Source organism: Vibrio sp. JZG10 (assembly GCF_054064075.1).
In genome coordinates, this window is sequence record NZ_JBSUGE010000003.1 from 109,535 (window position 1) to 136,096 (window position 26,562).

Below are 26,562 nucleotides of genomic sequence, written 5' to 3' on the forward strand. Positions count from 1 at the left end.
AAGTATTTACAGAAACGATGCAACGCACTAACAAGGATATCCGATGACACACAGTTCATACTGGTTCAAACAGGCCATTGAAGCCGAACAGCCAGAAACGCCTCAACCATTACATCAAAATATTGATACCGATATTGCTATTGTCGGTGGTGGCTACACCGGACTTTGGACAGCGATTATGATTAAGCAGCAATCTCCTGAAAAACAGGTGGTTGTTATCGAAAAGGGCTTGTGTGGCAGTGGTGCATCGGGCGCGAATGGCGGCTGTATGCTGACATGGTCGACAAAGTTTCCGACGTTGAAACGACTATTTGGTGAGGAACACGCCGCTTGGTTAGTGAAAGAGTCAGAGCAAGCGGTGTTAGAAATCGACGCATTTTGCAAGCAACATGGGATTGATGCACAGCTATCACTCAACGGTGTTTATTATACGGCGACAAACCGAGCGCAAGCTGGAGGAATGCAGCCAGTTGTTGATGAGTTACAACGATTAGAGGTGAACAGCTGGCGTCGTTGCTCGGTGGAGGAACTGCTTGCCAATGCGGGTTCACCTCGCCATATTGAAGGCTATCACTCTCCGGTTGCTGCTAACGTACAACCCGCCTTACTCGCGCGAGGGTTACGCCGTGTTGCTATTGATCTGGGTGTAGAAGTTTATGAGAACACGCCAATGACGCGTCTAGATTATGGAAAACCTGCCACCGTCTGTACACCTAAAGGAAACATTCAAGCACAGCAGGTGGTGTTGGCATTAAATGCATGGATGGTGGAGCAATTTAAGCAGTTCAAAAACAGCATTGTTGTGGTGTCTTCGGATATGGTTATTACCAAACCGCTTGGTGATACTTTGTCTCAATCTGGTTGGCAAGCAGGTTCGAGTGTCTTGGACTCACGCATCTTCGTACATTATTACCGAGATACGCCAGATGGCCGTTTGATGCTAGGTAAAGGCGGTAATCAGTTCTCTTTCAACAACCAAGTTGATGCGATGTTTAACAAACCGACGCGTTATCAAACGCTACTAAAAAAGTCATTCGACAACCTTTTTCCTCGCTTAAAAGGGGCTGAATTTGAGTACTCTTGGACTGGCGGTTCGGATCGTTCCGCAACTGGGTTTCCTTTTTTTGGCCAATTGGATGAGCAAAGTAATGTCTTTTACGGGTTTGGTTATTCAGGTAACGGCGTTGCCCAAACTCGAATGGGTGGAAAGATTTTATCGTCGTTGGTGTTAGGGCTAGATAACGAATGGACGCGAAGTGGTTTAGCGCAAGGACCGCTTGGGTATTTTCCACCAGAACCAATACGTTGGCTGGGAGCAATGATGGTACGAAATGCTGTTCGCCGAAAAGAGGAAGCGGAAGATAATGAGAAACGTCCGTTTGTTTGGGATAAATGGCTAGCGAAACTCGCAGGACCAGCAGGCAAAGCGGATAAGCTCGACTAAACTGAAGACTTTAGCCACAAACGAGACAGTTTGCAGTGAAAGTCATTGGGGGGCGATGTAGCCTTGTGTTAGCCTCTGTCTTTCAAGCTCAGATTTAAAAGGTGAGTAATATAATGAAAGTATTCAGCAACTTCGATAGCGGCAGCATTCACGTAGTGAAAGCGGACGACAAAAATGACATCCAACTTAAAATCCCTAATGACAATATGTCGGAATTCTACCAGTGGTTCCATTTCCGTCTAGAAACCGAAGCCGAGCAGTCGCACACGATCAAACTGCTTGATTTGGCTAAGTCGGCTTATCCAGAAGGGTGGCAAGGTTATGATGTCGTAGCGTCTTACGACCGTGAAGAATGGTTCCGTATACCAGCAGAGTTCGATGGCGACACGCTGACTTTCACTGTTATCCCTGAGCGTAGCTCAATTTACTTCGCGTACTTTGCGCCTTACACATACGATCGTCATTTAGACTTGTTACACATGGCACAAAGCGCGCACCACTGCCAACTAGAAACACTAGGCCACACATTAGACGGCAATGACATGAGCTTGCTAACGTTTGGTGAGCCGGAAGAAGGCAAAAAGAAAATCTGGATGATTGCACGCCAACATCCGGGTGAAACCATGGCTGAATGGTTCATGGAAGGCATGATCCAACGTTTACTGGATGAAAATGACACGGTTGCGCGTGCATTACTGGAAAAAGCAGTGCTTTACGTGGTACCAAACATGAACCCAGACGGTGGTATTCGCGGCCACTTGCGTACGAACGCGGCAGGCGTGAACTTGAACCGTGAATGGCAAACGCCATCAATGGAAAAGAGCCCAGAAGTCTACCTTGTTCGTCAACGTATGCTGGAAACGGGTGTTGACATGTTTTTAGATATCCATGGTGATGAAGCAATTCCTTACAACTTCGTCGCTGGCTCAGAAGGTATTCCTTCTTACGATGAAAATCTTGCCGCTTTAGAGGCATCATTTAAGCAAGCGCTACTGACTATTACCCCTGAATTCCAAGATGAGATTGGTTACGATAAAGATGAGCCTGGTAAAGCGAATTTGACGGTGGGCTCAAACTGGGTCGCGGAGCAGTTCAAATGCCTGTCGTACACGATCGAGATGCCATTTAAAGACAACAACAATCACCCAGATCCACTTTATGGTTGGTCACCAGAACGCAGTGTATTATTTGGGCAAGATGTCTTAGCTGCAACGCTTACCGTGGCGGATAAAATCTAGTTCGATAACTTAACGTCTGTTCATTATTTCGAAAACAGCTCATTTTAAATGAGCTGTTTTTTTATGCCTTCGATATCCATTCTCTCCTGTAAAAATTTGTTGCCATTCACAGGCTTAAATGTCGATTCTTAAATTTGAGAATATGGGTTTTTATGGTGATTTGCGTCACAGAAAACTGGCTATTTTGTGATATTCTCCGCAACGAATTGACTATGGCTAAACCAACGCAACGAGACTTTATTTCTCGGTTGGGTATGCGGATGAAGCTCATGAATAGATGGTCTTGAGGTTATCTTTCTCCGTTTTACGTCATTGGCGTTTGAATATCATTTTTTGATTCTTTCCTACGCTATTTAGCTATTTCTGTTCGAAGAAAAGAGAAAGTTACGGCTTCATATTTTACGGCAGTATGCTGCCTCGATGTGTTGCTTTGTGTACAAGAAAAAGGAAAAGAATAATGAAAAAAATCGCTATAGCAGTGGCTACTGTACTTGCTGGTGGTGTGATCTCAAACGTTGCACTTGCTGACACTTACATGGGCGGTAAAGTAGGTTACAACTCTCTAAATGATGCGTGTTACCTAAACGAACCTTGTGACGACGACAGTTTTGCAGCATCTATGCACCTGGGCTACAGCTTCAACGAGTACGTTGCAGCAGAGTACGGTGTTGATTACCTTGGTGACTTCACTGCAAACTTCAAAAAGCCGGGCCTAAACACCGTTGACGGTGATCTTTGGGCGTTGACTCTTGCTCCTAAATTCAACCTACCGCTAACGGATTCTTGGAATCTATTCGCGAAAGTTGGTGCTGCATACATGATGGCGGGTGACGAAAAAGATTTCGTACCAACAGGCTCTCTAGGTGCTGAGTACAAAATCAACTACAACTGGAGCCTACGTGCTGAATACCAACGTTACCAAGATATGTCTGATGACGTGATTGAAGATATGGATTCAGATTTCTTCGGTATTGGTTTTAACTACAAGTTCGGCTCTGAGCCAGTAGTTCAAGAAGAAGTGGTTGAGGAAGTAGTAGAAACACGCCCTGCAACACGTATTGTTGAGCATGTTTACCCTGCTCAAACAACAGCGACAGTACAATTCGACCTAGAAAGTGCAGAAGTGAAAGATGCATCGACCCTTTCTGGTACCGTTGATCTGATGAACACTTACCCACAAGCTCAAGTTGAGATCACGGGTTACAGTGATACGACGGGTTCTGCTGCGTACAACCAGCAACTTACAGAAAAACGCGCGAAAGCCGTTGCTGACGAGTTCCAAGCAAAAGGTATTGCGGCTGAACGTATGACAGTGAAAGGCAAGGGTGAAGCTAACCCAGTAGCAAGCAACGAAACACGTCAAGGTCGTCAAATGAACCGTCGTGTTGAAGTAGTTGTCCCTGCGTTTGAATACCAAACCACTGAGAAAGCAGAATAATTCCTGCTTAAGAGACAGTTCCAAAAGCCAGCGTGTATCACGCTGGCTTTTTTGATCCCGCTTAACAAACTCAGCACTTTCATCAATTTGTCATCACCAGTTCATACCATGGCTACTGAGTATTTGGGAGAGTGTTATGCAAAGCTTACCGCCGCTTAATTTGCTCCGAGCGTTTGAAGCCACGGCGCGATTACAGAGCTTCACTAAAGCCGCAGAGGAGCTAAATGTGACCCGTGCGGCCGTCAGTCAGCAGGTGAAATCGCTAGAACTGCAGTTAAATGCAACATTATTCGAGCGCAAGGGTACGCACCTTACGCTGACCAGCTCAGCAAAAGAATACTGGCCGGTGGTTAACCATGTGCTTCAAACCTTATCAACCTCGACCCATCATTTATTTACTCGCCCACAGAACAAGCAAATTACCTTACATGTCAGCCACAGTTTTTGCTCGCAATGGTTAATGCCAAGGATGGCCGATTTTCAGCGTCAATTTCCAGATGTTTCCTTTAAGATCTCGACAACCGCGAATACGGTTCCAAACGCCAGTGCGATTGCAGATATAGAAATTATTAACGGAGATGGCGATTGGCAAGAACAACAAGCTATTCAGCTTACCCAAGAAAACTGGATCGTTGTAGCAAGCCCCGGCTTTATTCAGTTAAATCCGATTGATGACCTCACGAAGCTGTCTCAAACACCTAAAATCTGCACCGGCGGTTATCATGAATCTTGGCAGGTATGGTTTGCGTACCAAGGTTATCAAGGCAAGGTGAGCAAAGTGATAGCCGAATTTGAACATTCATTGCTTGCTATTCAAGCTGCAACTAATCAACTTGGTGTCTTGCTGGTGAGAGACTTTCTTGTTGAGGATGAGTTGCAACAAGGGATATTAGTACAAATCGGAGATTGGCGTATGCCCAGCTCCGGCGCACACTATATGATGGTTAGAGCATCAGAAAAGTCACACGTAAACACCTTTGCCCAATGGTTAATACAAAGCCTTTGATGTTTTACGGTCTATTTTTACAGCGGTACTTATTCTTGCGATTTACCTAACAAAATGCGCGGTTTCTTATAGGGTCAGTCAACCTTCTCTAAAAGCTTTGAGTGTATGATGATCTAGCTTTACGTTATCTGATGCGCGCTTAATCCACACAGGATACTGTTATGGACACAATGCAAGGCGGTAGAGAAAATGCCATCTATCGAAAAGGGAATTTGATATCTCGTCCTGCCAGTTATTGGACGATGACTGTCCATCTGCTACTTACCTATCTTCATTCACGAGGCTTTACGGCATGCCCTAAAGCGGTTGGTATTGAAAAAGGAAAAGAGTGGGTCAGCTATGTCGAAGGAGAGACTTACAACTATCCATTGATTGGCAACATTGCTTCTGTTTCCGCGCTCCAATCTGCGGCAAAAATGTTACGCGATATGCACGATGCATCTGAGGGTTTCCTTAAGCAATATCAAAATGAAACGCTGCACTGGATGCTGCCACCACGAACACCACAAGAGGTGATTTGTCATGGTGATTTCATGCCATATAACGTGGCACTCCATGGAGAGTTTGTCGTTGGTGTGTTTGATTTTGATACGGCGCATCCGGCGCCAAGAGTTTTGGATGTCGCTTTTTCGGTCTATGGTTGGGCACCATTTAAAACCGATGAGCACGATAAAATGGGCTGTTTGGAGCAACAAATTCAGCGTGCAAAACTCTTCTGTGACGCTTATGGGTATTCGAGATTGGAACGGGAAGAGCTGGTGGAGGTGATGACACATCGACTCTCCGCGTTAGTTGATTTTATGAGAGGGGTCGCAGCTCAAGGTGATGATAGGTTTCAAGCGAACCTAGAAGATTGCCATCATACCGCTTACCTCAACGATATCGAGTACCTAAGACAACATAGACAAGTCATCACCCTAGGACTTTTAGGTTAGGGCTGGGTGATATCTTTAATGACATTGAATAACCACTGGTTTATCGGGGCTTGCTGTTGTGATCGACGACAGCTCATCACGTAGCGAACATCAAGCTCTAACCCGCCAGGAAGCGCGATACTTCGGCAGCCCTTAGGCACATGTCCACTCATGGTTATACCAAAATGATCCGTTTGTAGGAGCACTTTTTGAATCATCGCAGGGTGTTCAATTTCTACCTTAGGTGTGGTTCGGAACCCCATATGGTTGAGCCTTTCCAACAACGGGTATCGGTAGTCGTTCCATCCCGGCGTTTTGAAAAGTAAAAAGGGATAGTTTTCTAGCTCTTGGAAATGTTGAGCGGGATGCTCATCTCGAACAAAAAATACGGCTTTTCCTCGACCTAGTTCGTTTTGAATAATTGACTGCGGAAGCTCCTCATCAAAATAATGAATCGCAATAGCGTTTTCACCCTCAGTTAATCGCTTTTTCGCGTCGCTCCCCCAACGTAAACAAGAGAACTTTGCTTTTGGGGCGTGTTTTAGTAATTCTAAGTAAAACTTGTCACCAAAGTAATCCCAAAACAATGTGTTCGCATAAATAGTGATCGAGCCGTCAAAATGAGCGGGTGAAAAACTCTGTGGTTTGATGGAATCAATACTGGTGAGTATTTGTTCAAAATGTGGCATGTTCGCTTCGACAAAAGCGGTCGGTTCAAAGCCATTTTTAGTCTGAATGAACAAAGGATCATCGAGCTGCGCTTTCATTTTTGTCAGGTTTTTGCTGATTGATCCTGAGGTCTTTCCGAGTGAATCTGCCACCAATCGGACGCTACGTAACTCATACATCCGTTTTAGTACCAATACGTTTTGAATGTCCAGATTAATGCTCATACATCGTCTCATTTATCTTCTGCCGAGAAATCATATCTCTGAATTTCTAAATAAAAGACAACGTTCGGTCAATTTAAGCATGCTGTCGTATCTTATGGTTTATTGAAGGCGACGGTGGACAGCAAATATACTTGGTCATATCAATTTAGTGGTTTGGATTTCCATTTGGTAAATGATGACTTTCCTCGTATGAACATGTTTCTGTTGTTACAGTTTTTTCATCGAAAGAAAGTAAGAACAAAAACAGAGGTGACGTATGAAAAAATTAATCGCACTTGGTTTGATGGTTTGCTCAACAAACATAGCATTAGCTGGCGATGGGTCATACACGGGCACGATTGATATGACGATGGCTACGAAAAATCAGGTCGACGTCGAGCGCGCAGATTCTCAACTGACGCTGAAAGGTCGAAATGAAACTGCCTATGGCGGGGTAATCATCCAAACGGATGCTGCTACACAAAAAATTGAACTTCGTGGTCGACGTGATTAATCGAACATGTTGTTGTTAAGAAAATGCCGCGAATATCGCGGCATTTTTTATATTTTGAGATAGGTAAATCATCAAACTCAGCTTTGAACTTCAACCCCAGCTTCGATCTCGACTGGTTGCGCTTGAGTATCGCTTTCTTTCGCCGCATCAAGCATCTTGCGAATAATGAGTGACGCTGCCATTGCGATAGCGACCATCACGACAGCAAGGACAGTGAGTAATTGGAAATAATCACCATATACGTTTTGTACAATGTCTTGTGTGATGGTCTGTCCTTTCTCTAACGCGATAGAGGTTGAGAATGCAGCACCAATAATACCGCTTAATGCGATTGCCACAGAAAATAGGCTCACAGAGAAGTTTTCGATGTGCTTCGGCGCGACGGAAAGAATAAACGCTACGACCATCGAACCCACGATGACTTCTGCAATCGCCTGGAAGAAGTGAATAGCGAGAAAGATTTCTGGCATGATCACGACATCTTCACCCACGGTAGTCACGGCAAACGTCAAGATACCAAACGCTATCGCGGTCAGTACAAATGCCAAGGCGATTTTTGTCGCGGTAGAGAGGTAGATATCGCGCTTTTCCAGCAACCCAAAAAAGCCAGCTACGATAGGACCACCAACCATACACCAAAGCGGGTTCATTGCCATTGCTGCTTCTGGTTCGAGCGGAATAAAACCAAATAGAGAGCCTTTTAATGTGTTGATAGCAACCATGTTCATCGAGGTCATCATTTGTCCGTAGTAAACAAAGAAACAGGTTGTCAGCAAGGTCACAATTAAGATGGTCCCCATCTTCAAAGACTCAGCTTTGCTTGCTTTAAGCATCAGAGATATGAAGTATGCGATCGCCGCCCCTCCGATGGCGTATACGATATTTTGGCCAATATCCATGTTTGAAAACATGAAAAATACCAACGCGATCATTGCCAATGAAATCAATGCAAAAAGTACCCAGTTTTTTAAACTTACGGTTTTTTGATCAAGCTCAGAGGCTACGCCAACAAGATCTTTGCGGAATACCAATAGCATGATCAATGCCGCTACTGCCATAACAGCAGAGATGGTAAAACCGCCATTAAAGCCGATCACAAGGACAATCATTGGGAACAAATATTGACCTAAAAAGGCGCCAACATTATTCACTGAATAATTGATTGGGTATCCTTTTTCAAAATCTTCTTGTGATTTGAAAGTTCGTTTATAGAGGCTAGGGTAAGAGGGTGACATCAGGCCGCGGCCATAACTGGCGAGCGCAATACCACACATTGAAAGTGGAACGTTAGAAGCAGAAGCCCCCAGCACGAGTAATACGTAACCGGATGCAAAAGCGAAATATGCGATAGAAAGTGAGCGATAAGCGCCTAAAAACTTATCTGCAATAAAGCCGCCCGCGATCGCGAAAAGTGGCCCGATCGCCGAAAAAGCACCAACGATCATCATCGTATCGGCTTCGTTGTAATTTAGATCCTCTAGAAAAAATCGAGTTAGACTTACTAATACACCGTAAAATGATAAGCCAAACATCATTTGGCAGAACATCATGGATTTATTGAGTTTATTCCACATAATTTTGTACTCACATTAGCGGAGAAAGGTAGGTATTGTTATTTCTATTAAATAGTAATGAAACGAAAGATTGAGTATTGAAATAATTGTCGCATAACGTGGAAATGCTGCACTATATTTTCTAATGCTTATATGGCTAAATGCTAATGTGTTGTTCTAGATCAATTTGAATAAAGCAGTGCTTAATTCTATTTTTGTTTAATTTTGTTGTATTTGTTACTGATTGGAGCTAATGGGGTTTTATAGGATTACGGCAAATAAAAAGAGGTCTTGCGAGAAAGGAAATTGCTGACGAAGTGCATCGCCAGCAATGATATAGCGGGCTTATTTGACTATTCGCATGGCGGTGCCATATGAATGACGGCCAAGCCACCTAAGGAAGTTTCACGGTATTTTTTGTTCATATCTTTACCAGTTTGATACATGGTTTCGATAACTTTATCTAATGAAATAAGGCATTTGCTCGTGCGCTTTAATGCCATACGTGAGGCATTAATGGCTTTCATTGCGCCCATGGCATTTCTTTCAATGCAAGGCACTTGAACCAAGCCGCCGATCGGGTCACAAGTCATTCCTAATGAATGCTCCATCGCAATTTCCGCGGCTATACAAATCTGCTCGTTACTGCCGCCTCTGAGCGCCGTTAAACCAGCGGCTGCCATGGATGAAGAAACCCCGACCTCTCCCTGACAACCCACTTCGGCGCCGGAAATTGACGCGTTAGTTTTATATAAGATGCCGATAGCGCCAGCGACTGCGAGAAAATCTTTCAGCTGTTTAATATCAAGCTCTTTGATGAAGCGATGGTAGTACATCAATACCGCCGGAATCACCCCTGCAGCGCCATTAGTTGGAGAAGTAACGACTTGTCCGCCAGCTGCATTTTCTTCGCTAACCGCAAAGGCAAAGAGGTTAATCCAATCCATGATCTCCATTGGATCATTCTCAACTGCAGCGTTTGCTTCGAGCTTCTTCAAAAGGTTTGGTGCACGACGAGTGACATTGAGACCACCTTCTAAAATCCCTTCCGTATCGAAACCACGTTGCATGCAGAGCGACATCACTTTCCAAATTTGTTCTGCTCTTTGGCTAATTTCTTCATCTGAGCGGAATGCCAGTTCGTTTTGTAGAATCATACCTCCCAAACTAAAACCGTTAGTCTCGGCTTTTTCCAGCATCTCATCCGCTGATGTGAAAGGAAATGGTACCGCGACTTCATCTTGTTGTGTGCCGTTTTCTAGTTCGGCAGCGGTGGCGATGAACCCACCTCCGATGGAATAATAAATTTCAAACGCCACTTGGTCTCCCGCAGCGTCTAGTGCAGTAATCGTCATTCCGTTTTCATGCAGGGGAAGGTTGTCACTATGAAAGACGATGTCATGGTCGTAGCTAAACTCAATCTGGTGCGTACCAGCGAGCAGCAGCGTGTTGTTGTCTATAGTATTTTGTAGCGCACTTTTAGCGCTACTCATTTTAATGGTATCGGGTTTATTTCCCATCAAACCAAGGACAGTGGCTCGGTCTGTGTGGTGCCCTCTACCAGTGAGCGATAATGAGCCATAAAGGTCCACTTGCACCCGATGCACTTTCGCCATAGAGTCGCTAACTAGTTGAGTGAAATGGAATCCGGCAAGCATAGGACCATTAGTGTGGGAGCTAGAAGGCCCGACACCAATCTTAAATATATCGAAAATCGACAGCATAATTGACTTCCTTTAGCAGTGAACCTTTATAAAGGTCTCTAGAACAGTGTTGTTAACTAGATGTTAAAGCCTGTAGGCCGGGAGTGAAAGAAGATTTTTGTAACACTGCCAACTAAGCGCGAGATTTTGAAATGAAGTTAGACAATGTGGTCATCGTTTTAGGTAAACGCCTCGTCAATAGCAGATTGACCGTTGAGGGGGTAACAAGAGTCGAAGCCTTATCTAATGCGATTGCGTCATTGCCGACAGAGCGAACGGCGATTATTTTTTGTGGTGGATTAACGCAAGGCCAATGCATTTCTGAAGCAGATGCAATGTACAGCTATTTTAACTCTCTCAATGCGGCCGCTGTGCATCCGTTCCCTGAACATCAAATACTTTTAGAAAATCGATCTTTGAATACGTTCCAGAACATGCGTTACGCTTCTCGCGTTTTGTGTGATAGTGGTTTGTTCCAGTTATGGTCAGCGCGTCCGGTTGAGGTCACCTTGTTGTCGAATGACTACCACCTTGAGCGAATCATAGAAATCCAAACCTTGATGGATGAGCTGGGATTATTACGAGTACTAAAATCTGAGTGCGCATCCATGGGCGTTACTCTCAACTTACCATTAGATATCAACAAACATATCAGCGTACCATACCCACATAAAGGGCCTATGGCAGCGGCATTTTTATTACTGGATGAACTCACGACTTACCGAGTTTATTTAGAAGGGGTCAAGCAGGGAGCATTTTTACGAGACTTATCGGTTGTCCGAAAGAAGCCGCTTATGATCGCGAGACATGCCATTCAGCAATTGCTCGCTTTACCACTCGATAAAGATAGTTTGCAACAGATTGAAGATATGAAAAAGGCCATCGAAATGACGGCCTTGGATGAATCTGTAGGAGCTGCGGAACAAGCGTTAAGGATCGTTCATCCGATATTAACTGCATTGAACCGCCGCTTGGATCCTGAGTCTATTCATTAAGTTCGCGTTTTGTGCGGACTGCGCTCAATGCGATCAAACAGTAGCAAAGGAGTTCCATGCCTTCTTCCGAAATATTTTTAACATCACGGATGTAGTTCTCGTCCATCACTTGTTGCCAAAAACTGCCCATGCCATACAAGCGAGAGAAGACCAACAATAGCATCACGGCACCAATTAACAGTTTCATGTGGGGCACCGTTAAGATAGTCGCCATTTCGTTCATGGTACCTTTACCACCTTGGTAAGCTTTGGCGCAAGCCAGTGCGGTGACAGCGAGCGCAGGGAAAACCCAAGAACCATGACGAATCATGTCTGTCCAATAGTCTGTTTCACGAATAATGAGCACCGCGAAAAAGCCGGCAATCAAAATGGCCGCATGCTTTAGCTGAGGCTGTTGTTTAGATAGGGTAAAAAATGACCACGATGCAATCGCGAGCATCACAAGCTGGAGTGTTTCTGTTATGGAAAGCTCACCAAGGCTTGAACCCAACACGACATAATCAAGGCGAAGACTGAGGTTAACGAGAATACTGATAGCGACAATCATCAAAGCGCTTAAACTCGATTTATAAATGATGCGCTTTGACTCTTCAGTAACAACGTTGCTTGGGGCTGACTCGGCTTCTTTTACTATTTGTGTTTTCATCTTGCTCACCTGTTCCAGAAAATGTGGAAGAAATGTGAATTAGTGTGATCTGTGTTTGGGATTTTATTGTCCAAGTGGAAAGTTATGCCAGAGGAATGTCAAGAATAGAACACTGTTCGATATAGTATCGATGTGCGGTAAAGTCAGAGGTATGCAAAAATGAAGTGAGAAAGTTTTGATAAATCAAATAAAAAAGAAGCCTAAAGGCTCCTAAGTGATAGAGGGAATCTGGCGTGTCGACAAAAAATTTTAGTAGTCGCCACTCTCACTTTCTTTATGATTGTCGCGATAGTATTCCCATTGCTCGACACGATTATCGTCAGACAGCACGCAGTAAGTCACACGTTCGCCATTTTCCGAAACGGTATCCAACTCACCACCTTGCTGAACACAGTAAACGGCTGCAGGATTTGCGACGGAGGTATACTCAGTCGAGCGAGTGGCACCTTCGTAAGTTGAACAACCAGCCAGTACCAACGTTGCAGCCATAGCCATCATTAAATTTGTCTTTTTCATTCTTTATCTCCGCATGGGGTGGGCGAGTATTGTATTGATTATAGGCAACTTTCAGAGATTATTGTCTTATCGATGTTAAAAGTAAGAGGGACGTATAAGAATTTAGATATTCTCATCTTTTACTGGTTATCACGTCACACTTCTATTTGTTGCGGATTGTTACGAAGGTTAGAACCGTTGCGTTCAAACCAATGTCTTGAACGCATTTGGACCGACAACGATGATTTAAAGCGTGAAGTTCGGTAATATGCGCGCAAAACATGACAGTGGTATTTTCGATGAGACACTTAAAATCGACCGTTCATCCGGACATTGAGCACTTGGACGACAAAATTATTTTCCAGCGCAATGCGGCACGCGCCATCGTACTAGATGGTGAAGATGTGTTGTTGCTCTATACAGAGCGTTACCATGACTACACTTTGCCTGGTGGTGGTATTGATGATGGTGAAGATGTGATTGCTGGACTAGTTCGTGAACTAGAAGAGGAAACCGGCGCGCAGAATATCCATGGTATTAAGCCTTTCGGAATCTTTGAGGAATTTCGTCCTTGGTATAAAGACGACGCTGACGTAATGCACATGGTGTCGTATTGCTATACATGTAAAATCGATCGTGAGTTAGGCGAAACGGCTTATGAAGACTATGAAGTTAAAAATGGAATGCGTCCAGTATGGATGAACATTCACGAAGCGATAGCGCACAATGAAAAGACCATGGCAGAAAGCCCGAAAAAAGGCATGAGCATCGAGCGCGAAACGTTTTTGCTTCAGTTGATTTCTAAAGAATTACTATAAATAACTTAGCTTGCCTCATAGTGACTTACCCACTCGTTGTTCTGTTAATAGGTCAGCTTTTAAATCGATAAAAAAAGTCCGGACTCCCCCCCGGAACCCGGACTTATTCCAGACGCGCAAGCGAAGCGTCATCTTGATATTTTAAATTTGTTTCGAACTATGAAAACAATAGCTGTTTTACATTTAGTGTGTAAATAATTATTAGGTCCAACCATTGGTTTTCATGTTTTTTGCAAACGCAATGTGACGCATATCTACCCAATTGGCAAGCGCAATTTGGGTACCTTTTAATAAACCACTACTCTTTCTTATCTTTGAGATACCTTACCTCAACTTTTTTGCACACGTTTGCATAGAGATCACGAGTTTTCAAATTGGCCGAACACGATCTTGTAATTTTACGTTTTTCTGACATTGGATTTTGTCGTGATTTTTATCACAAATTGACCAACGGAGGTAGTGGACTAAAGTCGATCAGCGGTTGCGAAACCATCGGAGCATCTGAAGCAAATAAGAGTAAAGGTTGAAATGATGAGGATTGTAACTGACCGATATCTATCAACTTTTCCAGCGCGAAGAATCGACTAACGTATTGGCGAGTCTCTTTAGGTAGTGTGAGCTTCTGAAAGTCGTTACTGCCTGCTCGCTGAATAGCGCGTGCGACACGCCCTTCGCCTGCATTGTAGGCCGCTAATGTCAGCGCCATGTTTTGATCGAATTTGTTGTATAAAAACGTCAGATACTTGAGTGCTGCAGCTGTGCTTGCTTCTGTATCAAAGCGATCGTCTTGTTTTGTATCTACAGTCAACCCGAATCGTTGAGCTGTTGCTGGTATCAGTTGCCAAAGTCCGGCGGCGTTGGCATGAGAAACGGCTTTGGGGTTGTAAGAGGATTCCAACATTGGCACTAAGGCTAGAGTCTTTGGTAAAGAGTGGCTTTGCAGTTGTTTGAAAATGTGATGAATCACCGAACTGGATGAATCGAGACGCTTGGCAATTTGTGGCTTGTATGGGGCTAAAACTTGATATTGCGTTTGAATATCAGCTGGGCTTGGTTTCGCCTGGCAGGTGATTGAAAGGCAGGATAGTAAGGCGATAAAAATAAAAAGGCCTACAGTACTCAGCCGAGATGGCGACTGAATCTGTAGGCAAGACGAACATCGTTTAGAACGATTTATCTTCATAAGTGTGTTGCACAGGTTGTTTGAGTTGACTGACCAACTCATGGAACGCCGCAGAGCTGTGGCCATTGCTCTGATTGTATTGTTGGCACTGACTTACCAACGTTTCCAATAGCGCCCATTGTTTTCTAGCTTGCATACCTATTTGGGCAGGCAAAGCATTGAAAATTCGTTTTACGCTGGCGTCATTACACGCTAACCCCAGCTCTCGCATACACTGGCTTCTATCACTGGCTGAGCGGCTAAGTTTATTGAGTATTGGCATTTGTTTCTGAACATTATTGCTCAGTGCCTCACCATCAAACTTTAAGTACAACGTTTTTTGCTGTTGAAGCAAAGGGATAAGTTGTTGATAGAGCTTGATATCCTCAGGTATTGAGCGAATAAATTGTTGAATTCGCTGCGATACTGCGCTTGCCATGATCTCTTCCTAGTGTGTTATTACTCGTGACCTGTATGGAATTGCATGATCGCCTTTGATAGTGCTTTGGTATCTAGGCTAAGTTCGCCACGCGCTAATGCGTTACGTACTTGTTCTACTTTTTCCATATCAACATCAGGTAGTGATGCCATTTCAGCTTGAGCGCGATCTATCGCTACGGTATTCGCTTGAAATGCAGGCTCGTGTACTTTGCTCTGTTCGACGACGTCGACAGGCTGTTTGCTTGCTTGCTGTAATTTTGTTTGTGGGACATGACCGCCCGCGACTTTGTCGATTTTCATGCTGTGGTCCTCATCATCATGTTCTAAATTAAGTAGGCGGTTAGGATGTGATAAACATTAAATATTTTTTTGTACTCGAAATTCAGCGTTACTGACGAGAGCCAAAATTAAAAAATGTTACTCTGAGTCCAAAATCAAAATTGAGTATGAACCTGGTTTAACCCGGTTACGACAGCTCTAATGACCTTGCCAGAACTTAGGTTTTCTACTTCAATTTGTTGCCCTTTCGCACCATCTTCTAAGGCGACTCCTTTCGTGCTGGCGCTAAATCCATTTTTGCTCGCAATCACTATGACCTCATTGCCTTTTTCGATTAAAGGTGGAGCCGATAAATTGGATGGGTTGACCACTTGCCCTGCACGTAAACGGCGAGAGGTTTCTAAGCCTATTGCTTGTCCTGGGCGAGTATAAAAATCGTCTTGTCGCGAGATGGTGCGCGTTTCCAGTTTAACGTGCTTGGCAGTCACAACTTCATTTCGACCGACCGTGGTTGTGGCAACCAAGACAGGCAGTGTCAGAGAAGATTTTATCGTGACGTTAATTCGCCAGGGTGAAGCGATGTCATCGCAACTTACTGAGCGCTTAAGGTTTCCAACTGGCAACGCTTGATTGTCGCGACCAGTGATGACCAGAGGCGACGCACACTCAGGTAGGTGATTCGCCGAGCCTGGTACCCACATGTCGAAATCCAGTTGGTATTCTCCCCACTGGTTAGAGTGAGCATTTTGGGCCACTTCTTGTTTGAAATGCTCTGCTACAACAGATTTTATCTCCTCAACGCTTAGGGTTCTGCCAGAGGTGTTGGCGAAAGTTTGTCCTGGTATTAGAGCAAGCAGAGTTAGCATTAATGTTGAGGAAGTAAGCACTTTCCCCTTGCTTTTAATGCTTTCCGTGAGCCGGAAGTTTGGCTTCCATCCTTGTTTGTAAATCATTGATATATATAACTATTTTTTATGGCGCGCATCTTGTTTGTATGTTGGCGTATTCGAGCCAACTGTAAGGAAGATGCATGGCGATCACATTTGAAAATGCTTTAGGTGTACATCCAGAGGCACTTAATTTTCGCGTTCAGCGTACCAAAGTCCTTGCCAGTAACCTAGCAAATGTTGACACCCCTGGGTATTTGGCGAAAGACCTAAGTTTCACCACCGTAATGAACCAGGTGGCTGCAGGCGGTGTGAACAAACCAGTGCCTAAGTTTCAGGTTCAGGCCCAATACTCGGTGCCTTACCAGAACAGCAAAGATGGCAACACTGTAGAACTGGGTGTTGAACAAGCGAAATTCACGCAAAACAACATGGACTTTCAAACTAGCCTGACGTTTCTCAACATGAAATTTAATGGCTTAACGAAAGCGATTGAGGGACGTTAATTATGTCATTCACTGATATTTACTCGATCACTGGATCCGCGATGACGGCACAAACTGTGCGTCTTAACACGGTCGCCAGTAACTTAGCTAACGCGGACGCGGTGTCTGCAAATCCAGATGACGCTTATAAAGCGCTGAAGCCCGTATTCGCGACTGTGTATCAAAAAGCGCAGCTGACAACGGAAAACGGGGTTTATCCCAATGCTGAAGTTCGCATTGTTGACGTTGTGAAAAATGCGGGAGAAGCCGAGAAACGCTTTGAGCCAAACAACCCGTTGGCCAATGGTGAAGGTTATGTGTATTACCCAGATATCGATGTCGTGGCTGAAATGGCAGACATGATGTCAGCGACACGTAGCTTCGAAACCAATGTTGAAGTGTTATCAAATGTGAAAAGTATGCAGCAAGGTCTGCTTAGATTAGGGCAGGGCAGTTAATGAGTCTCGCACAATATACCCCTTTATCGTCTGATGCTCCTGTGAGCACTAAAGCAAAAGAGAACAATGGCATTGCACCAAATCCTAAAGATATGAACAGTGCTTCTTCATTAGAGAACGAATTCATTTCTTTGATGGTGGCGCAGATCCAAAACCAAGATCCACTTAACCCACTTGATGGCACGGAATACGTTGGTCAGTTGGCTCAATTCTCTCAAGTTCAAAGTACCGAGAATATGTCCAAGACAATGCAACAGAGCATGATTCTCCTCGACAACATGCAAGTGCTATCGACAGCAGGGCTCGTCGGACAAACTGTTTACGTCAACTCCAAAGAATTTGAGCTTGGTGAAGGCGTACAGAATGGAAAAATCGAACTCGCTCATAGCTCAAACCAAGTGACGTTAGTTGTGAAAGATGAGTTTGGTCAATCTACTAAAGTGCCATTAGGTGCTCACGGCAAAGGTGACGTCGACTTTTCAATTAATCCTGAAGAACTTGGTCTTAAACCAGGCAAATACTCAGTGGCAGTAGAAGTGCAAGAAGGGCAAGCAAGTCCAAATGTGCTCATGGCTGGCACTGTTGAGCAAGTGCGTATTCCAAATACTGGCGGCGCAGCATTAGTCAATGTCCATGGCGTTGGCAACGTTCCTTTCTATCAAATCACTCAGTTTGGTGCTTAACCAAATAGGGAAATCAGAGGTCTTTTTATGAGTTTTAACATCGCACTAAGTGGTCTGGACGCGACCAACACAGAGCTAAACACAATCAGTCACAACATTGCCAACGCATCAACGTATGGTTTTAAAGGTGGCCGCACAGAATTCTCCGCAGTATACAACGGCATGCAACCTGGTGGTGTAGAAGTCGCGTCAATTTCACAGAACTTCGACAAAGACGGCAGTATCTCAGGAACTGGCCGTGCGATGGACTTGGCGATCAACGGTGGCGGATTCTTTGTCACTAAAGACAACATGGGTCAAACGCTATACACGCGTTCAGGTGTATTCGCGACAGATAAAGATAACTTTGTTACAGCTAACAGTGGCGCAAAACTGCAAGGTTACAGTGTGGATAGCAACAACAACCTGATGACAGGCTCTGTGGGCAATATCCAAGTATCTACGTCATCACTGAATGCAAAAGCGACAGACGGTCTTGATTTTGTTGCAAACTTTGATGCAAGTGCGTCTGCCATTGATAAAACGGTAACGACGTTTAATCCGGACGATCCAAACTCATTCAATTCGTCTTACACCACAAAAGTCTATGACTCGCTGGGTAACTCGCACACGGTAACCCAGTACTTCACTAAGACCGCTTCTAACTCTTGGGAAGTGAATGTTCAAGTGGATGGTGGCGCAACACCAGTGACAACGGTACCAGTAACGTTTGACAAAGACGGTTCGCTTTCTTCACCGACGGCTCCGTTTAATGTTTCATTCCCTGCGGCAGGCGCAAACGCGATGAGTGTCGACATTAACTTGAAAGGCAGCACGCAGTTTGGTGCGAAATTCGGCGTAAGTACTAACAGCCCGAATGGTTACACATCCGGTGAGCTTGCAGGTGTGCGCGTTGAAGGTAATGGCATGGTTTACGCGACCTACACTAACGGCCAATCACAGCTGCAAGGTCAAGTTGTACTTGCAGACTTCGCCAACACACAAGGTTTAGCAAAAGTGAGTGGTACGGCATGGACTCAAAGCTTTAGCTCTGGTGCGCCAATCACGGGTGTCCCTGGTTCAGGTACGTTGGGTGATTTAACCCCAGGTGCGCTAGAAGGTTCTAACGTTGACCTAACCAGTGAGCTTGTGGCGCTTATGACCGCACAGCGTAACTACCAAGCAAACGCGAAAACCATCTCTACCAGCGACAAGCTAACTCAAGCTTTGTTTAACGCGGTGTAATGGGAGTTTTGCATGGATAGCTTGTTATTTACTGCAACGTCAGGTGCGAGTCGAGTTCTTAAGGCTCAGCACGTGCGTTCAAACAACTTATCAAACGCTGATACTGCTGGCTTTCGAGCGGATATGGAGCGCGTGCGCAGTGTAGAAATGCAAGGCCCAGGTTTTGATGGTCGCACTATGGTTGTGACCAACTCTGCCTCAACGCGTTTTGATTCTGGCGACATTATGAAAACGGGACGTCCGTTGGATGTCGCCATCATGGGTGAGGGTTATCTTGCTGTTGAAACTCCTGCGGGTAACGAAGCGTACACGCGAGCGGGCAATATCCAAGTCGACACTTTTGGAGCCATGACCATCAACGGTTTTCCTGTTCTTGGTGAAAATGGGCCTTTGGTTGTGCCTGATTATCAAAAGATTGAAATCAGCGAGCGTGGTCAAGTATCCGTGATTCCGCCAGGTGGTGGCGCAGAAATCGTCGCGGGAACGTTGAAGTTGGTTAAACCAGAAATGAACCAACTTCAAAAAGAGAGTGACAGCCTACTGCACAGTGTAGATGGCGTGCCATTCGCTGCCGATGAAACCGTGCAACTTTCTCCTGAGCACATCGAGGGCAGTAACGTATCTGCCATTGATGAGTTGATTAGCGTGATGTCGTTAACGCGTAACTTCGAGATGCAAGTTCGCATGATGAAAACGGCCGAGACGTTGGCACAAGCTGGTAATAAATTAATGGCGGCGAGATAAGTCTCGCCCCGCAAGGAGTAATAAAAAATGCATTCAGCATTATGGGTAAGTAAAACAGGCATGGCAGCGCAGGACACGAAGATGACTGCCATTTCTAACAACCTAGCGAACGTAAATACAGTTGGCTTTAAGCGTGACCGAGTTGTATTCGAAGACCTTTTCTACAGCATTCAGCGTCAACCTGGTGCTCAAGTAGACCAAGTTAACGAGTTGCCAAGTGGTATTCAGCTAGGTAGCGGTGTTCGCGTAGTTGGCACGCAAAAAGTGTTTACGCAAGGTAACACTCAAAATACAACACAAGAGTTGGACCTTGCCGTTATGGGACAGGGTTTCTTTCAAATCGAAAACTCGGATGGACAGATCATGTACACACGTAATGGTCAGTTCCATGTCAACTCTGAAGGCTTGATGGTTAACAGTCAAGGCTTGCCGTTAGAGCCACAAATTCAGATCCCAGATAATGCCTCTTCATTCTCTGTTGGTGTTGATGGCACGGTAACAACGACGACGGCGGACGATCCAACGCCACAGCAGCTTGGTCAAATCACACTCGCAAAATTCATTAACCCAGCAGGCTTAGAGGCCGTGGGTGGTAACTTGTTCCGTGAAACGGAAGCCAGCGGCCCGGCAGATGAACTGATTGCTGGTGAAGATGGCGCAGGCCTCATCAAGCAAGGTGCATTGGAAGGTTCAAACGTGCAAGTAGTGGAAGAGATGGTCGACATGATCACGACTCAACGTGCGTATGAGATGAATGCGAAAGTGGTCTCTGCTGCAGATGACATGCTGAAGTTTGTTTCGCAATCAATGTAAGTATGAAATTGGTGATGATGAAGGAAAAAGCAATGAAATGGCTTTCTAAGAGTTGGGCAGTAGCCGCCGTGTTGCTGGTGGGATGTGCCGGCCGTCAGGAATTTATTCCGCCTGAGCCAAATGCCGAGGAATACGCACCACCAACGCTCGATTACACGTTGCCGGAAACCCAGTCTGGTAGCCTTTATCGTCACCAATACACGATGACCCTGTTTCAGGATCGTCGTGCTTACCGAGTTGGCGATGTGTTAACGGTTCAACTATCAGAAGAAACCTCATCGAGCAAAAAAGCGGGTACTAAGTTTGGCAAAAGCTCAGCGGTTAATTTCGCGGCGCCGACCATAGGAACGAAAACGTTCGATGAGTTAGGGGTTAGTGTCGATGGCAGCCGCAACTTTGATGGCAGCGCTTCAAGCTCACAGGGCAACAAACTGCAAGGTGCAATCACCGTAACGGTACACGAGGTGTTACCTAATGGTGTATTGCGTATCAGTGGCGAAAAGTGGCTGCGCCTAAACCAGGGAGATGAGTTTATTCGTCTCACTGGCATTGTTCGTGTGGATGATATTAATCGCAGCAACCAAGTTTCTTCTCAACGAATTGCTGATGCACGAATTACCTACGCAGGTCGTGGAGCTCTGGCTGACAGCAACGCAGCCGGATGGCTAACTCAATTCTTCAACAGCCCATGGGTACCTTTCTAATGAAGACAATGCAATCTTTCTTTACGTCTTTCCTATTGGTGTTGACCTTGGGATTACCAACCACTTCACATGCTGAAGTGGAAATTCCGATCATGGACTTGGTCGATGTGCGCGGCATTCGAGAAAACCAATTGGTCGGTTATGGTTTGGTGGTTGGCTTAGCTGGCCAGGGTGACCGAAACCAAGTGAAATTTACTTCTCAATCTATTACCAACATGCTCCGTCAGTTTGGGGTTCAAATTGATGACAGTATGAACCCTAAGCTACGAAATGTGGCTTCTGTGAGCGTGACAGCAACCGTTGATCCAATGGCGGGCCCCGGACAAACTTTGGACGTGGTCGTGTCTTCAATTGGTGACGCGAAAAGCCTCCGTGGCGGTACGCTATTGTTGACGCCTTTACGCGGTATTGATGGTGAAGTGTATGCCATTGCACAAGGAAACGTCGTGGTGGGCGGTTTATCAGCAGAAGGGCGAAGTGGCTCCAAAGTCGAAGTTAACACGCCAACGGCAGGTCGCGTCCCGAATGGCGCGACGTTAGAGAGAGAAATCAAAACTGATTTCAACCAGCGTGATGAAGTCACCTTAAACCTGCGTAAACCAAGCTTCACGACGGCAAAAAATATCGCGCGTGAAATTAACAATACTTTTGGGCCTAACGTTGCTGTTGCGATCAATAAAGCGCGCATTGATATGCGTGCACCAAAAGATACCCAACAGCGCGTAGTGATGATGTCGATGCTTGAAGAAATGAGCGTCGTGGAAGGCCGCAAGCCGGCTCGAATTGTCTTTAACTCTCGCACGGGAACGGTCGTGATCGGTAAGAGCGTCAAAGTAAGTGAGGCGGCAGTGAGCCACGGCAACTTAACCGTGCGAATTTCTGAATCACAACAAGTCAGTCAGCCAAATGCGTTTGCAAATGGCGATACGAAAGTCGTTAACCAAACGGATCTTGATGTGAACGAAGATTTAGCTCAAATGGTGATTTGGCCTCCAGGCACGGAGCTCAACACTATTGTGACTGCGGTAAACAGCTTAGGTGCCACACCTACTGACTTAATGTCTATCCTGCAAGCACTGAGCGAAGCGGGTGCATTGAACGCTGAATTGGTCGTGATTTAAGGAGTTAAGGATGAAACTAGACAGTACCAATGAACAAACTCAACTGAATTCGATGCTGTATCACGACAACAGCGCACTTGCCAACATCAAGCAGAGTCGAGATCAAGAAGGCGCGCTTGAAGTCGTGGCGGGTCAATTTGAGGCGATGTTTTTACAAATGGTGCTGCGTCAAATGCGCAGCAGCAGCGATGTTCTAGCGGATAAAGACAGCCCGTTTGCAAGCCAGCAGCAAGGTGTTTTCCGCGATATGTACGATGGGCAACTGGCAATGGAACTGGCAAAAAAGCAGAGCTCTGGCATTGCCAATATGCTCATCCAGCAACTTAGCCCCTCTATGCGCGAAGTCGCCTTTGATGCTGCGCGTAACATCTCATCTGCAAACGATGGTAAAGGTGCGAATTCTGAATCTATCTCACAGCTTGATGCTAACGAGATTGAGGGGAACTCAAGCTTATTTAATACCGCCTCTCAAGCCGTCGCCTCTGTAAAACAGGTGCTCGGTGAGGCCGGTATGACTACCGCGTTTTCTCAGCCGTTGATCAGGAAAATGGAGCTGTAAATGAACCTAGTTAATATTGCCCTTTCAGGTTTAGGCGCGAACCGCGTGGCCTTAGACGTAACGGCACAAAACGTGGCGAACGTGAATACTGTGGGCTACAGCCGTCAACAAGCGTTGATGGCATCAGTTGATGACGGAAAAGCCAACCGCTTAAGCCCTGGTTTAGGGGTAGAGGTCACCAGCATTCGCCGCGTTACAGACCAATTTCTGATTAAGCAAACGTGGTCAACTAACAGTATGGCGGCGTACGCTTCTGGTTACACCAGCAACATGAGCCAATTGGAAAATACGCTAGGGGCCGATGGCTTCAGTATTTCTGCTGGTTTGGACTCTCTAAACGCTGCGCTTAACGATGCTACGGTTAAGCCTGAGTCCATTCCTTACCGTCAACAAATCATCAACGAATCTGAAGCGTTGGCGCGCCGCTTTAATACGTTGACCGAGTCTTTGCACAACCAACATAAAGATATGAGCGACCAGCGTAATGCGGCACTCAACCACGCGAATAGCCTCATGGAAAACATCGCGAAGGTAAACAAGCAGCTGGTTGAAATGCAAGGAACAGGTGGCAACCCATCGCAACTTATGGATGAACGAGATAAATTGATCGGCGAGTTATCTCAAACCATCGAAATCAGAACAACAGAACAGCCTGACGGCAGTGTTCAGGTGACGTTGACCTCTGGTCAGCCACTTGTGATGGGCACGGACCATGGCAAACTCGCAGCCGTTCCAGACCCTAGTGACCCTTACGTAGCAGACTTACACGTAACATTCTCAAGCCAAAGTTTTGCGATTGGTGACTCTCTTGGTGGCAAATTAGGTGCGATTAACGATTATCAAACCGATGTATTAAAACCAAACCAATTGGCTTTGAATGACATGGCGAAAGCATTAGCGGATGAATACAACGCTGTGCTCGCTACTGGACAAGATTTAAATGGTAACCCAGGTAAACCATTGTTCAGTTACGACCCTGCCAACCCAGCGGCAAGTTTGGATATCACTGAGTTGACTCCAGGTGAGCTTGCGTTTTCAAGTGATGGTACGCCAGGTAATGCGGATGTATTGCAGTCGTTGATTAATTTAAGCAACAAGCCTGTTTCTGTGACTGGCTATGGCTCAGTGAGTTTGAATGACGCATTCAGTTCTATGGTGGGTCAAACCGCGATTAAAGCACGCCAAGCAGACGCCGATTACCAAGCTAAGTTAGCCATGAACAAGCAAGCACATGCGGCTCGTGACAATGTGAGTGCCGTTAACAGTGATGAAGAAGCGGCTAACTTAATGACGTTTGCTAATGCACACAATGCCAACATGAAAGTGATCAGCACAGCGAATCAGCTGTTCGATTCTGTATTGCAGTTATTCTAAAGGAAACCCAGATGCGAATCAGTGACAATCAATTTAGCCAAATGATGCTGCAAAGCCTGCAAGGTAACAATGCAGGTCTGGGGCACGTGCTACAACAAATGACGACAGGTGAGCGTCTAACTAAACTATCTGACGATCCAATGGCATCGATTAAGCTGCTTAATTTGGATCGTGAAAACAGTGCCATCGCCCAATATCAAAACAATATCGCAAACGTCAAAACCACGCTTTCGAGTCAAGAAACACATTTAGACTCAGTGAAAGAGAGCCTAATGAGCATGCGTGATATTGCATTATGGGGCGCGAATGGCTCACTGACTGATCAAGACCGTACCGGTATGATCACGGAGCTAAAGAGCTATCGTGATTCAATTGAGTCGTCTTTCAATGCTCAGGATGAAGAAGGACATTACCTATTTTCAGGCACCAAAACTGACACCCCTGCTATAAACAGTGCAAGCGGTAGTTATGTCATCGAGGGCAACAGCGATAAACGTGTCGTGACGATTGCGAAAGGCGTAACGATGGATTCCAACATGACGGCAAAGGACATTTTGGACCTTGGTGGCGGCAAAAACGTACTGGATCAAATTAATAATCTAATTACAGAATTTGAGAACCCGAGTCCGAATTTCCAAGCTGAAGTGGACGCAAGCCTGAGTGCCATTGATGATACGTTGGCAAGCGTACTTGGCACGATGACGGAGATTGGTGGCCGACACAATAACCTAGATTTGGTTGGCGGTGCTCATGGTGAGAATAAACTGTTCGTCGATAAAGTATCAGGTGACCTCTCAGCTCTGGATTACGGTGAAGCATCGGTACGCTTGAGCAATTACATGGCGGCTTTGCAAGCAACGCAAGCGAGCTATGTAAAGATCAATGATCTATCGTTGTTTGACCGTCTATAAGGTTAGGAAGTTCTTTTATGGTAATGAGTACCGTAGAGGTCAGACCCCATAGCATACGCTTGGGTGGGCAAGAACAAGCCTCTATCATGCCGACCCGTTCTGCAGACTCAAGTACTGCAATTAAACCGCGCCCGGCGCAAGTTCAGGCTGACACTGCGTCAGCCTACTCTGTCTCTGGGATTCAACTGACCCAGGGTCAGCAGCAAGCGACGGCAGTGCAGATCGCATCGAAATCGTTGCAGGTGATTGGCAAAGAGCTGACTCAAATTAAACGTGGCTTGACGCAAGCGGTGAATCAAGGCGTGCAAAATGTACCTGGCTTGCAGGATACATTGGTTCGTTCTAAAGCCACCATTCAGAACGTTGTGGAGCATGCTCGTTTCGACGGCCAGAAAGTGCTCAACAACGAACTGCATTTAAAGCTAGATAAAGCAGACATTCGTCGCTTTTCTATTCCTGGCTTGAATGTGCATCGCTTAAGTGACAAAGCTGAGCAAATTCGTTTGGATTTCCCTCAGGGTCAAGCGGTAATGATTCAGTTCGATGGACAAGCCGATGGTGCTCGAACTGTCAAAATGCTTGACCGAAGCTTGATTGCTTTAGGGATGCGCGCCTCATTAGCTGACGATGGCAGCATTTTATTTGAAGCCAGAGACAACGCTTATCAGCAAATGCAGCAGAAAGTGATGGTCACGGGCGAAGGGCACCGTTTTCCTGCGGGCCAGCCGAACGTTCTAAATCTAAAGTCAGAGCCAGATGGTATTGCAGAACTTGGGTTTGATTTGGCGTCACGCGATGGTATGAAACAGACGATTGCCAAAGTGAACCAGCACCTAAGACAAGTGCAAACGAGCTTGCAGGAAGCGAAAGCATTTCATGGAGAGTTGAATACTCAAATGCGCTCAATTCAAAATAAAACCGCGCAGCTTTCTGTGGATGATGTGAATGCAAAACTGGATGGTTTTGTGCAGAAGTCTGGTGAGTTCACCTCGACTTTTCAAGCGTTGAATGCACAAGCAAACGTGCGTCGTCATACGGTTGTTGCGTTGCTAAAATAACGAACACTCCAATGATTCCCGGC

29 protein-coding genes are annotated in these 26,562 nt (G+C 45.5%); 20 read left to right on the plus strand and 9 right to left on the minus strand.

Translation table 11 applies throughout. The annotated features are described in order from the left end of the window. Window positions 1-43: 43 nt before the first annotated feature. From ACWYVB_RS05285 to ACWYVB_RS05305, 5 genes are all read left to right on the plus strand, one after another. Window positions 44-1,444, plus strand: coding sequence for an FAD-dependent oxidoreductase (locus ACWYVB_RS05285; protein ID WP_457528255.1), 1,401 nt, complete (start codon window positions 44-46; stop codon window positions 1,442-1,444). A gap of 113 nt (window positions 1,445-1,557) precedes the next feature. Further along, entirely contained in the window at window positions 1,558-2,682 is a 1,125-nt protein-coding gene (locus tag ACWYVB_RS05290; RefSeq protein WP_457528257.1) for a M14 family metallopeptidase, read from the plus strand. A gap of 457 nt (window positions 2,683-3,139) precedes the next feature. Then, window positions 3,140-4,120, plus strand: coding sequence for an OmpA family protein (locus tag ACWYVB_RS05295; protein WP_457528259.1), 981 nt, complete (start codon window positions 3,140-3,142; stop codon window positions 4,118-4,120). Between the two features lie 136 nt (window positions 4,121-4,256). Then, complete coding sequence (locus ACWYVB_RS05300) at window positions 4,257-5,126, plus strand: LysR substrate-binding domain-containing protein (RefSeq protein ID WP_457528261.1); 870 nt, start codon at window positions 4,257-4,259, stop codon at window positions 5,124-5,126. A gap of 161 nt (window positions 5,127-5,287) precedes the next feature. Beyond that, window positions 5,288-6,061: a phosphotransferase enzyme family protein gene (locus tag ACWYVB_RS05305; protein WP_457528263.1), complete on the plus strand. Its 774-nt coding sequence runs from the start codon at window positions 5,288-5,290 to the stop codon at window positions 6,059-6,061. Here the strand turns inward: ACWYVB_RS05305 and ACWYVB_RS05310 are convergent. Then, window positions 6,058-6,933, minus strand: a complete 876-nt coding sequence (locus ACWYVB_RS05310; RefSeq protein ID WP_282149884.1) for a LysR family transcriptional regulator — start codon at window positions 6,931-6,933, stop codon at window positions 6,058-6,060. The two genes, ACWYVB_RS05305 and ACWYVB_RS05310, sit on opposite strands and share 4 nt — an antisense overlap. 256 nt (window positions 6,934-7,189) lie before the next feature. On the opposite strand from ACWYVB_RS05310, the gene ACWYVB_RS05315 reads away from it, so the two are divergent. Beyond that, window positions 7,190-7,426 (plus strand): hypothetical protein, encoded by a 237-nt coding sequence (locus ACWYVB_RS05315; protein WP_005395322.1) that lies wholly within the window; start codon window positions 7,190-7,192, stop codon window positions 7,424-7,426. Between the two features lie 77 nt (window positions 7,427-7,503). Here ACWYVB_RS05315 and ACWYVB_RS05320 read toward each other — a convergent pair whose 3' ends face one another. Both ACWYVB_RS05320 and ACWYVB_RS05325 read right to left on the minus strand, forming a co-directional pair. Next, window positions 7,504-9,000 (minus strand): peptide MFS transporter, encoded by a 1,497-nt coding sequence (locus ACWYVB_RS05320; RefSeq protein WP_182018804.1) that lies wholly within the window; start codon window positions 8,998-9,000, stop codon window positions 7,504-7,506. Between the two features lie 332 nt (window positions 9,001-9,332). Continuing rightward, the gene (locus ACWYVB_RS05325; protein ID WP_282149883.1) at window positions 9,333-10,703 is read right to left on the minus strand and encodes an L-serine ammonia-lyase; all 1,371 of its coding nucleotides are present in this window, start codon (window positions 10,701-10,703) and stop codon (window positions 9,333-9,335) included. 131 nt (window positions 10,704-10,834) lie between these two features. On the opposite strand from ACWYVB_RS05325, the gene ACWYVB_RS05330 reads away from it, so the two are divergent. Further along, window positions 10,835-11,677, plus strand: a complete 843-nt coding sequence (locus tag ACWYVB_RS05330) for a YdcF family protein (RefSeq protein WP_104973394.1) — start codon at window positions 10,835-10,837, stop codon at window positions 11,675-11,677. Here ACWYVB_RS05330 and ACWYVB_RS05335 read toward each other — a convergent pair. Together ACWYVB_RS05335 and ACWYVB_RS05340 are read right to left on the minus strand one after the other, a co-directional pair. Continuing rightward, entirely contained in the window at window positions 11,667-12,323 is a 657-nt protein-coding gene (locus ACWYVB_RS05335; protein WP_046873846.1) for a hypothetical protein, read from the minus strand. The two genes, ACWYVB_RS05330 and ACWYVB_RS05335, sit on opposite strands and share 11 nt — an antisense overlap. A 249-nt stretch (window positions 12,324-12,572) precedes the next feature. Further along, the gene (locus ACWYVB_RS05340; RefSeq protein WP_005395313.1) at window positions 12,573-12,839 is read right to left on the minus strand and encodes a putative hemolysin; all 267 of its coding nucleotides are present in this window, start codon (window positions 12,837-12,839) and stop codon (window positions 12,573-12,575) included. A 278-nt stretch (window positions 12,840-13,117) separates the two neighbouring features. On the opposite strand from ACWYVB_RS05340, the gene ACWYVB_RS05345 reads away from it, so the two are divergent. Continuing rightward, complete coding sequence (locus tag ACWYVB_RS05345) at window positions 13,118-13,636, plus strand: NUDIX hydrolase (protein WP_005395311.1); 519 nt, start codon at window positions 13,118-13,120, stop codon at window positions 13,634-13,636. 436 nt (window positions 13,637-14,072) lie between these two features. Here ACWYVB_RS05345 and ACWYVB_RS05350 read toward each other — a convergent pair whose 3' ends face one another. The 4 genes from ACWYVB_RS05350 to flgA all read right to left on the minus strand — a co-directional run bounded on the left by ACWYVB_RS05350 (window position 14,073) and on the right by flgA (window position 16,471). Next, the gene (locus ACWYVB_RS05350; RefSeq protein ID WP_457528268.1) at window positions 14,073-14,819 is read right to left on the minus strand and encodes a lytic transglycosylase domain-containing protein; all 747 of its coding nucleotides are present in this window, start codon (window positions 14,817-14,819) and stop codon (window positions 14,073-14,075) included. Next, window positions 14,800-15,237, minus strand: coding sequence for a flagellar export chaperone FlgN (gene flgN / locus ACWYVB_RS05355; protein WP_006741304.1), 438 nt, complete (start codon window positions 15,235-15,237; stop codon window positions 14,800-14,802). The genes ACWYVB_RS05350 and flgN overlap by 20 nt, the downstream gene beginning before the upstream one ends. Window positions 15,238-15,257: 20 nt before the next feature. Beyond that, a complete protein-coding gene (flgM, locus tag ACWYVB_RS05360) occupies window positions 15,258-15,539 on the minus strand; it encodes a flagellar biosynthesis anti-sigma factor FlgM (protein ID WP_006741305.1) in 282 nt (93 codons plus the stop codon). Window positions 15,540-15,673: 134 nt separating this feature from the next. Continuing rightward, window positions 15,674-16,471, minus strand: a complete 798-nt coding sequence (gene flgA, locus ACWYVB_RS05365) for a flagellar basal body P-ring formation chaperone FlgA (RefSeq protein WP_457528270.1) — start codon at window positions 16,469-16,471, stop codon at window positions 15,674-15,676. A gap of 77 nt (window positions 16,472-16,548) precedes the next feature. Between flgA and flgB the strand changes: the two genes are divergently transcribed. The 12 genes from flgB to ACWYVB_RS05425 are packed head-to-tail and all read left to right on the plus strand — an operon-like array spanning window position 16,549 to window position 26,539. Further along, on the plus strand, window positions 16,549-16,911 hold the full coding sequence (gene flgB / locus ACWYVB_RS05370; protein ID WP_005395306.1) for a flagellar basal body rod protein FlgB: 363 nt from the start codon (window positions 16,549-16,551) through the stop codon (window positions 16,909-16,911). A 2-nt stretch (window positions 16,912-16,913) separates the two neighbouring features. Next, window positions 16,914-17,348 carry a flagellar basal body rod protein FlgC gene (flgC, locus tag ACWYVB_RS05375; protein ID WP_005395305.1) on the plus strand — a complete coding sequence of 145 codons (435 nt, stop codon included), beginning with the start codon at window positions 16,914-16,916 and terminating at the stop codon, window positions 17,346-17,348. Next, complete coding sequence (gene flgD, locus ACWYVB_RS05380) at window positions 17,348-18,031, plus strand: flagellar hook assembly protein FlgD (RefSeq protein WP_005395303.1); 684 nt, start codon at window positions 17,348-17,350, stop codon at window positions 18,029-18,031. Before flgC ends, flgD begins: the two co-directional genes overlap by 1 nt. A 27-nt stretch (window positions 18,032-18,058) precedes the next feature. After that, entirely contained in the window at window positions 18,059-19,255 is a 1,197-nt protein-coding gene (gene flgE, locus ACWYVB_RS05385) for a flagellar hook protein FlgE (RefSeq protein ID WP_457528273.1), read from the plus strand. A 12-nt stretch (window positions 19,256-19,267) separates the two neighbouring features. Continuing rightward, a complete protein-coding gene (gene flgF / locus ACWYVB_RS05390; RefSeq protein ID WP_006741308.1) occupies window positions 19,268-19,999 on the plus strand; it encodes a flagellar basal-body rod protein FlgF in 732 nt (243 codons plus the stop codon). Between the two features lie 27 nt (window positions 20,000-20,026). After that, window positions 20,027-20,812 carry a flagellar basal-body rod protein FlgG gene (gene flgG / locus ACWYVB_RS05395; protein WP_005395297.1) on the plus strand — a complete coding sequence of 262 codons (786 nt, stop codon included), beginning with the start codon at window positions 20,027-20,029 and terminating at the stop codon, window positions 20,810-20,812. 32 nt (window positions 20,813-20,844) lie between these two features. Next, window positions 20,845-21,516, plus strand: coding sequence for a flagellar basal body L-ring protein FlgH (gene flgH / locus ACWYVB_RS05400; RefSeq protein WP_005395295.1), 672 nt, complete (start codon window positions 20,845-20,847; stop codon window positions 21,514-21,516). Continuing rightward, on the plus strand, window positions 21,516-22,637 hold the full coding sequence (locus ACWYVB_RS05405; protein WP_031780462.1) for a flagellar basal body P-ring protein FlgI: 1,122 nt from the start codon (window positions 21,516-21,518) through the stop codon (window positions 22,635-22,637). The genes flgH and ACWYVB_RS05405 overlap by 1 nt, the downstream gene beginning before the upstream one ends. Before the next feature lie 10 nt (window positions 22,638-22,647). Continuing rightward, on the plus strand, window positions 22,648-23,196 hold the full coding sequence (locus ACWYVB_RS05410) for a rod-binding protein (protein ID WP_005395292.1): 549 nt from the start codon (window positions 22,648-22,650) through the stop codon (window positions 23,194-23,196). Then, complete coding sequence (gene flgK / locus ACWYVB_RS05415; RefSeq protein WP_005395291.1) at window positions 23,197-24,570, plus strand: flagellar hook-associated protein FlgK; 1,374 nt, start codon at window positions 23,197-23,199, stop codon at window positions 24,568-24,570. Window positions 24,571-24,581: 11 nt separating this feature from the next. Beyond that, the gene (gene flgL / locus ACWYVB_RS05420; protein ID WP_005395290.1) at window positions 24,582-25,481 is read left to right on the plus strand and encodes a flagellar hook-associated protein FlgL; all 900 of its coding nucleotides are present in this window, start codon (window positions 24,582-24,584) and stop codon (window positions 25,479-25,481) included. A gap of 17 nt (window positions 25,482-25,498) precedes the next feature. Next, entirely contained in the window at window positions 25,499-26,539 is a 1,041-nt protein-coding gene (locus ACWYVB_RS05425; protein ID WP_012842382.1) for a hypothetical protein, read from the plus strand. The last annotated feature ends 23 nt before the right edge of the window (window positions 26,540-26,562 follow it).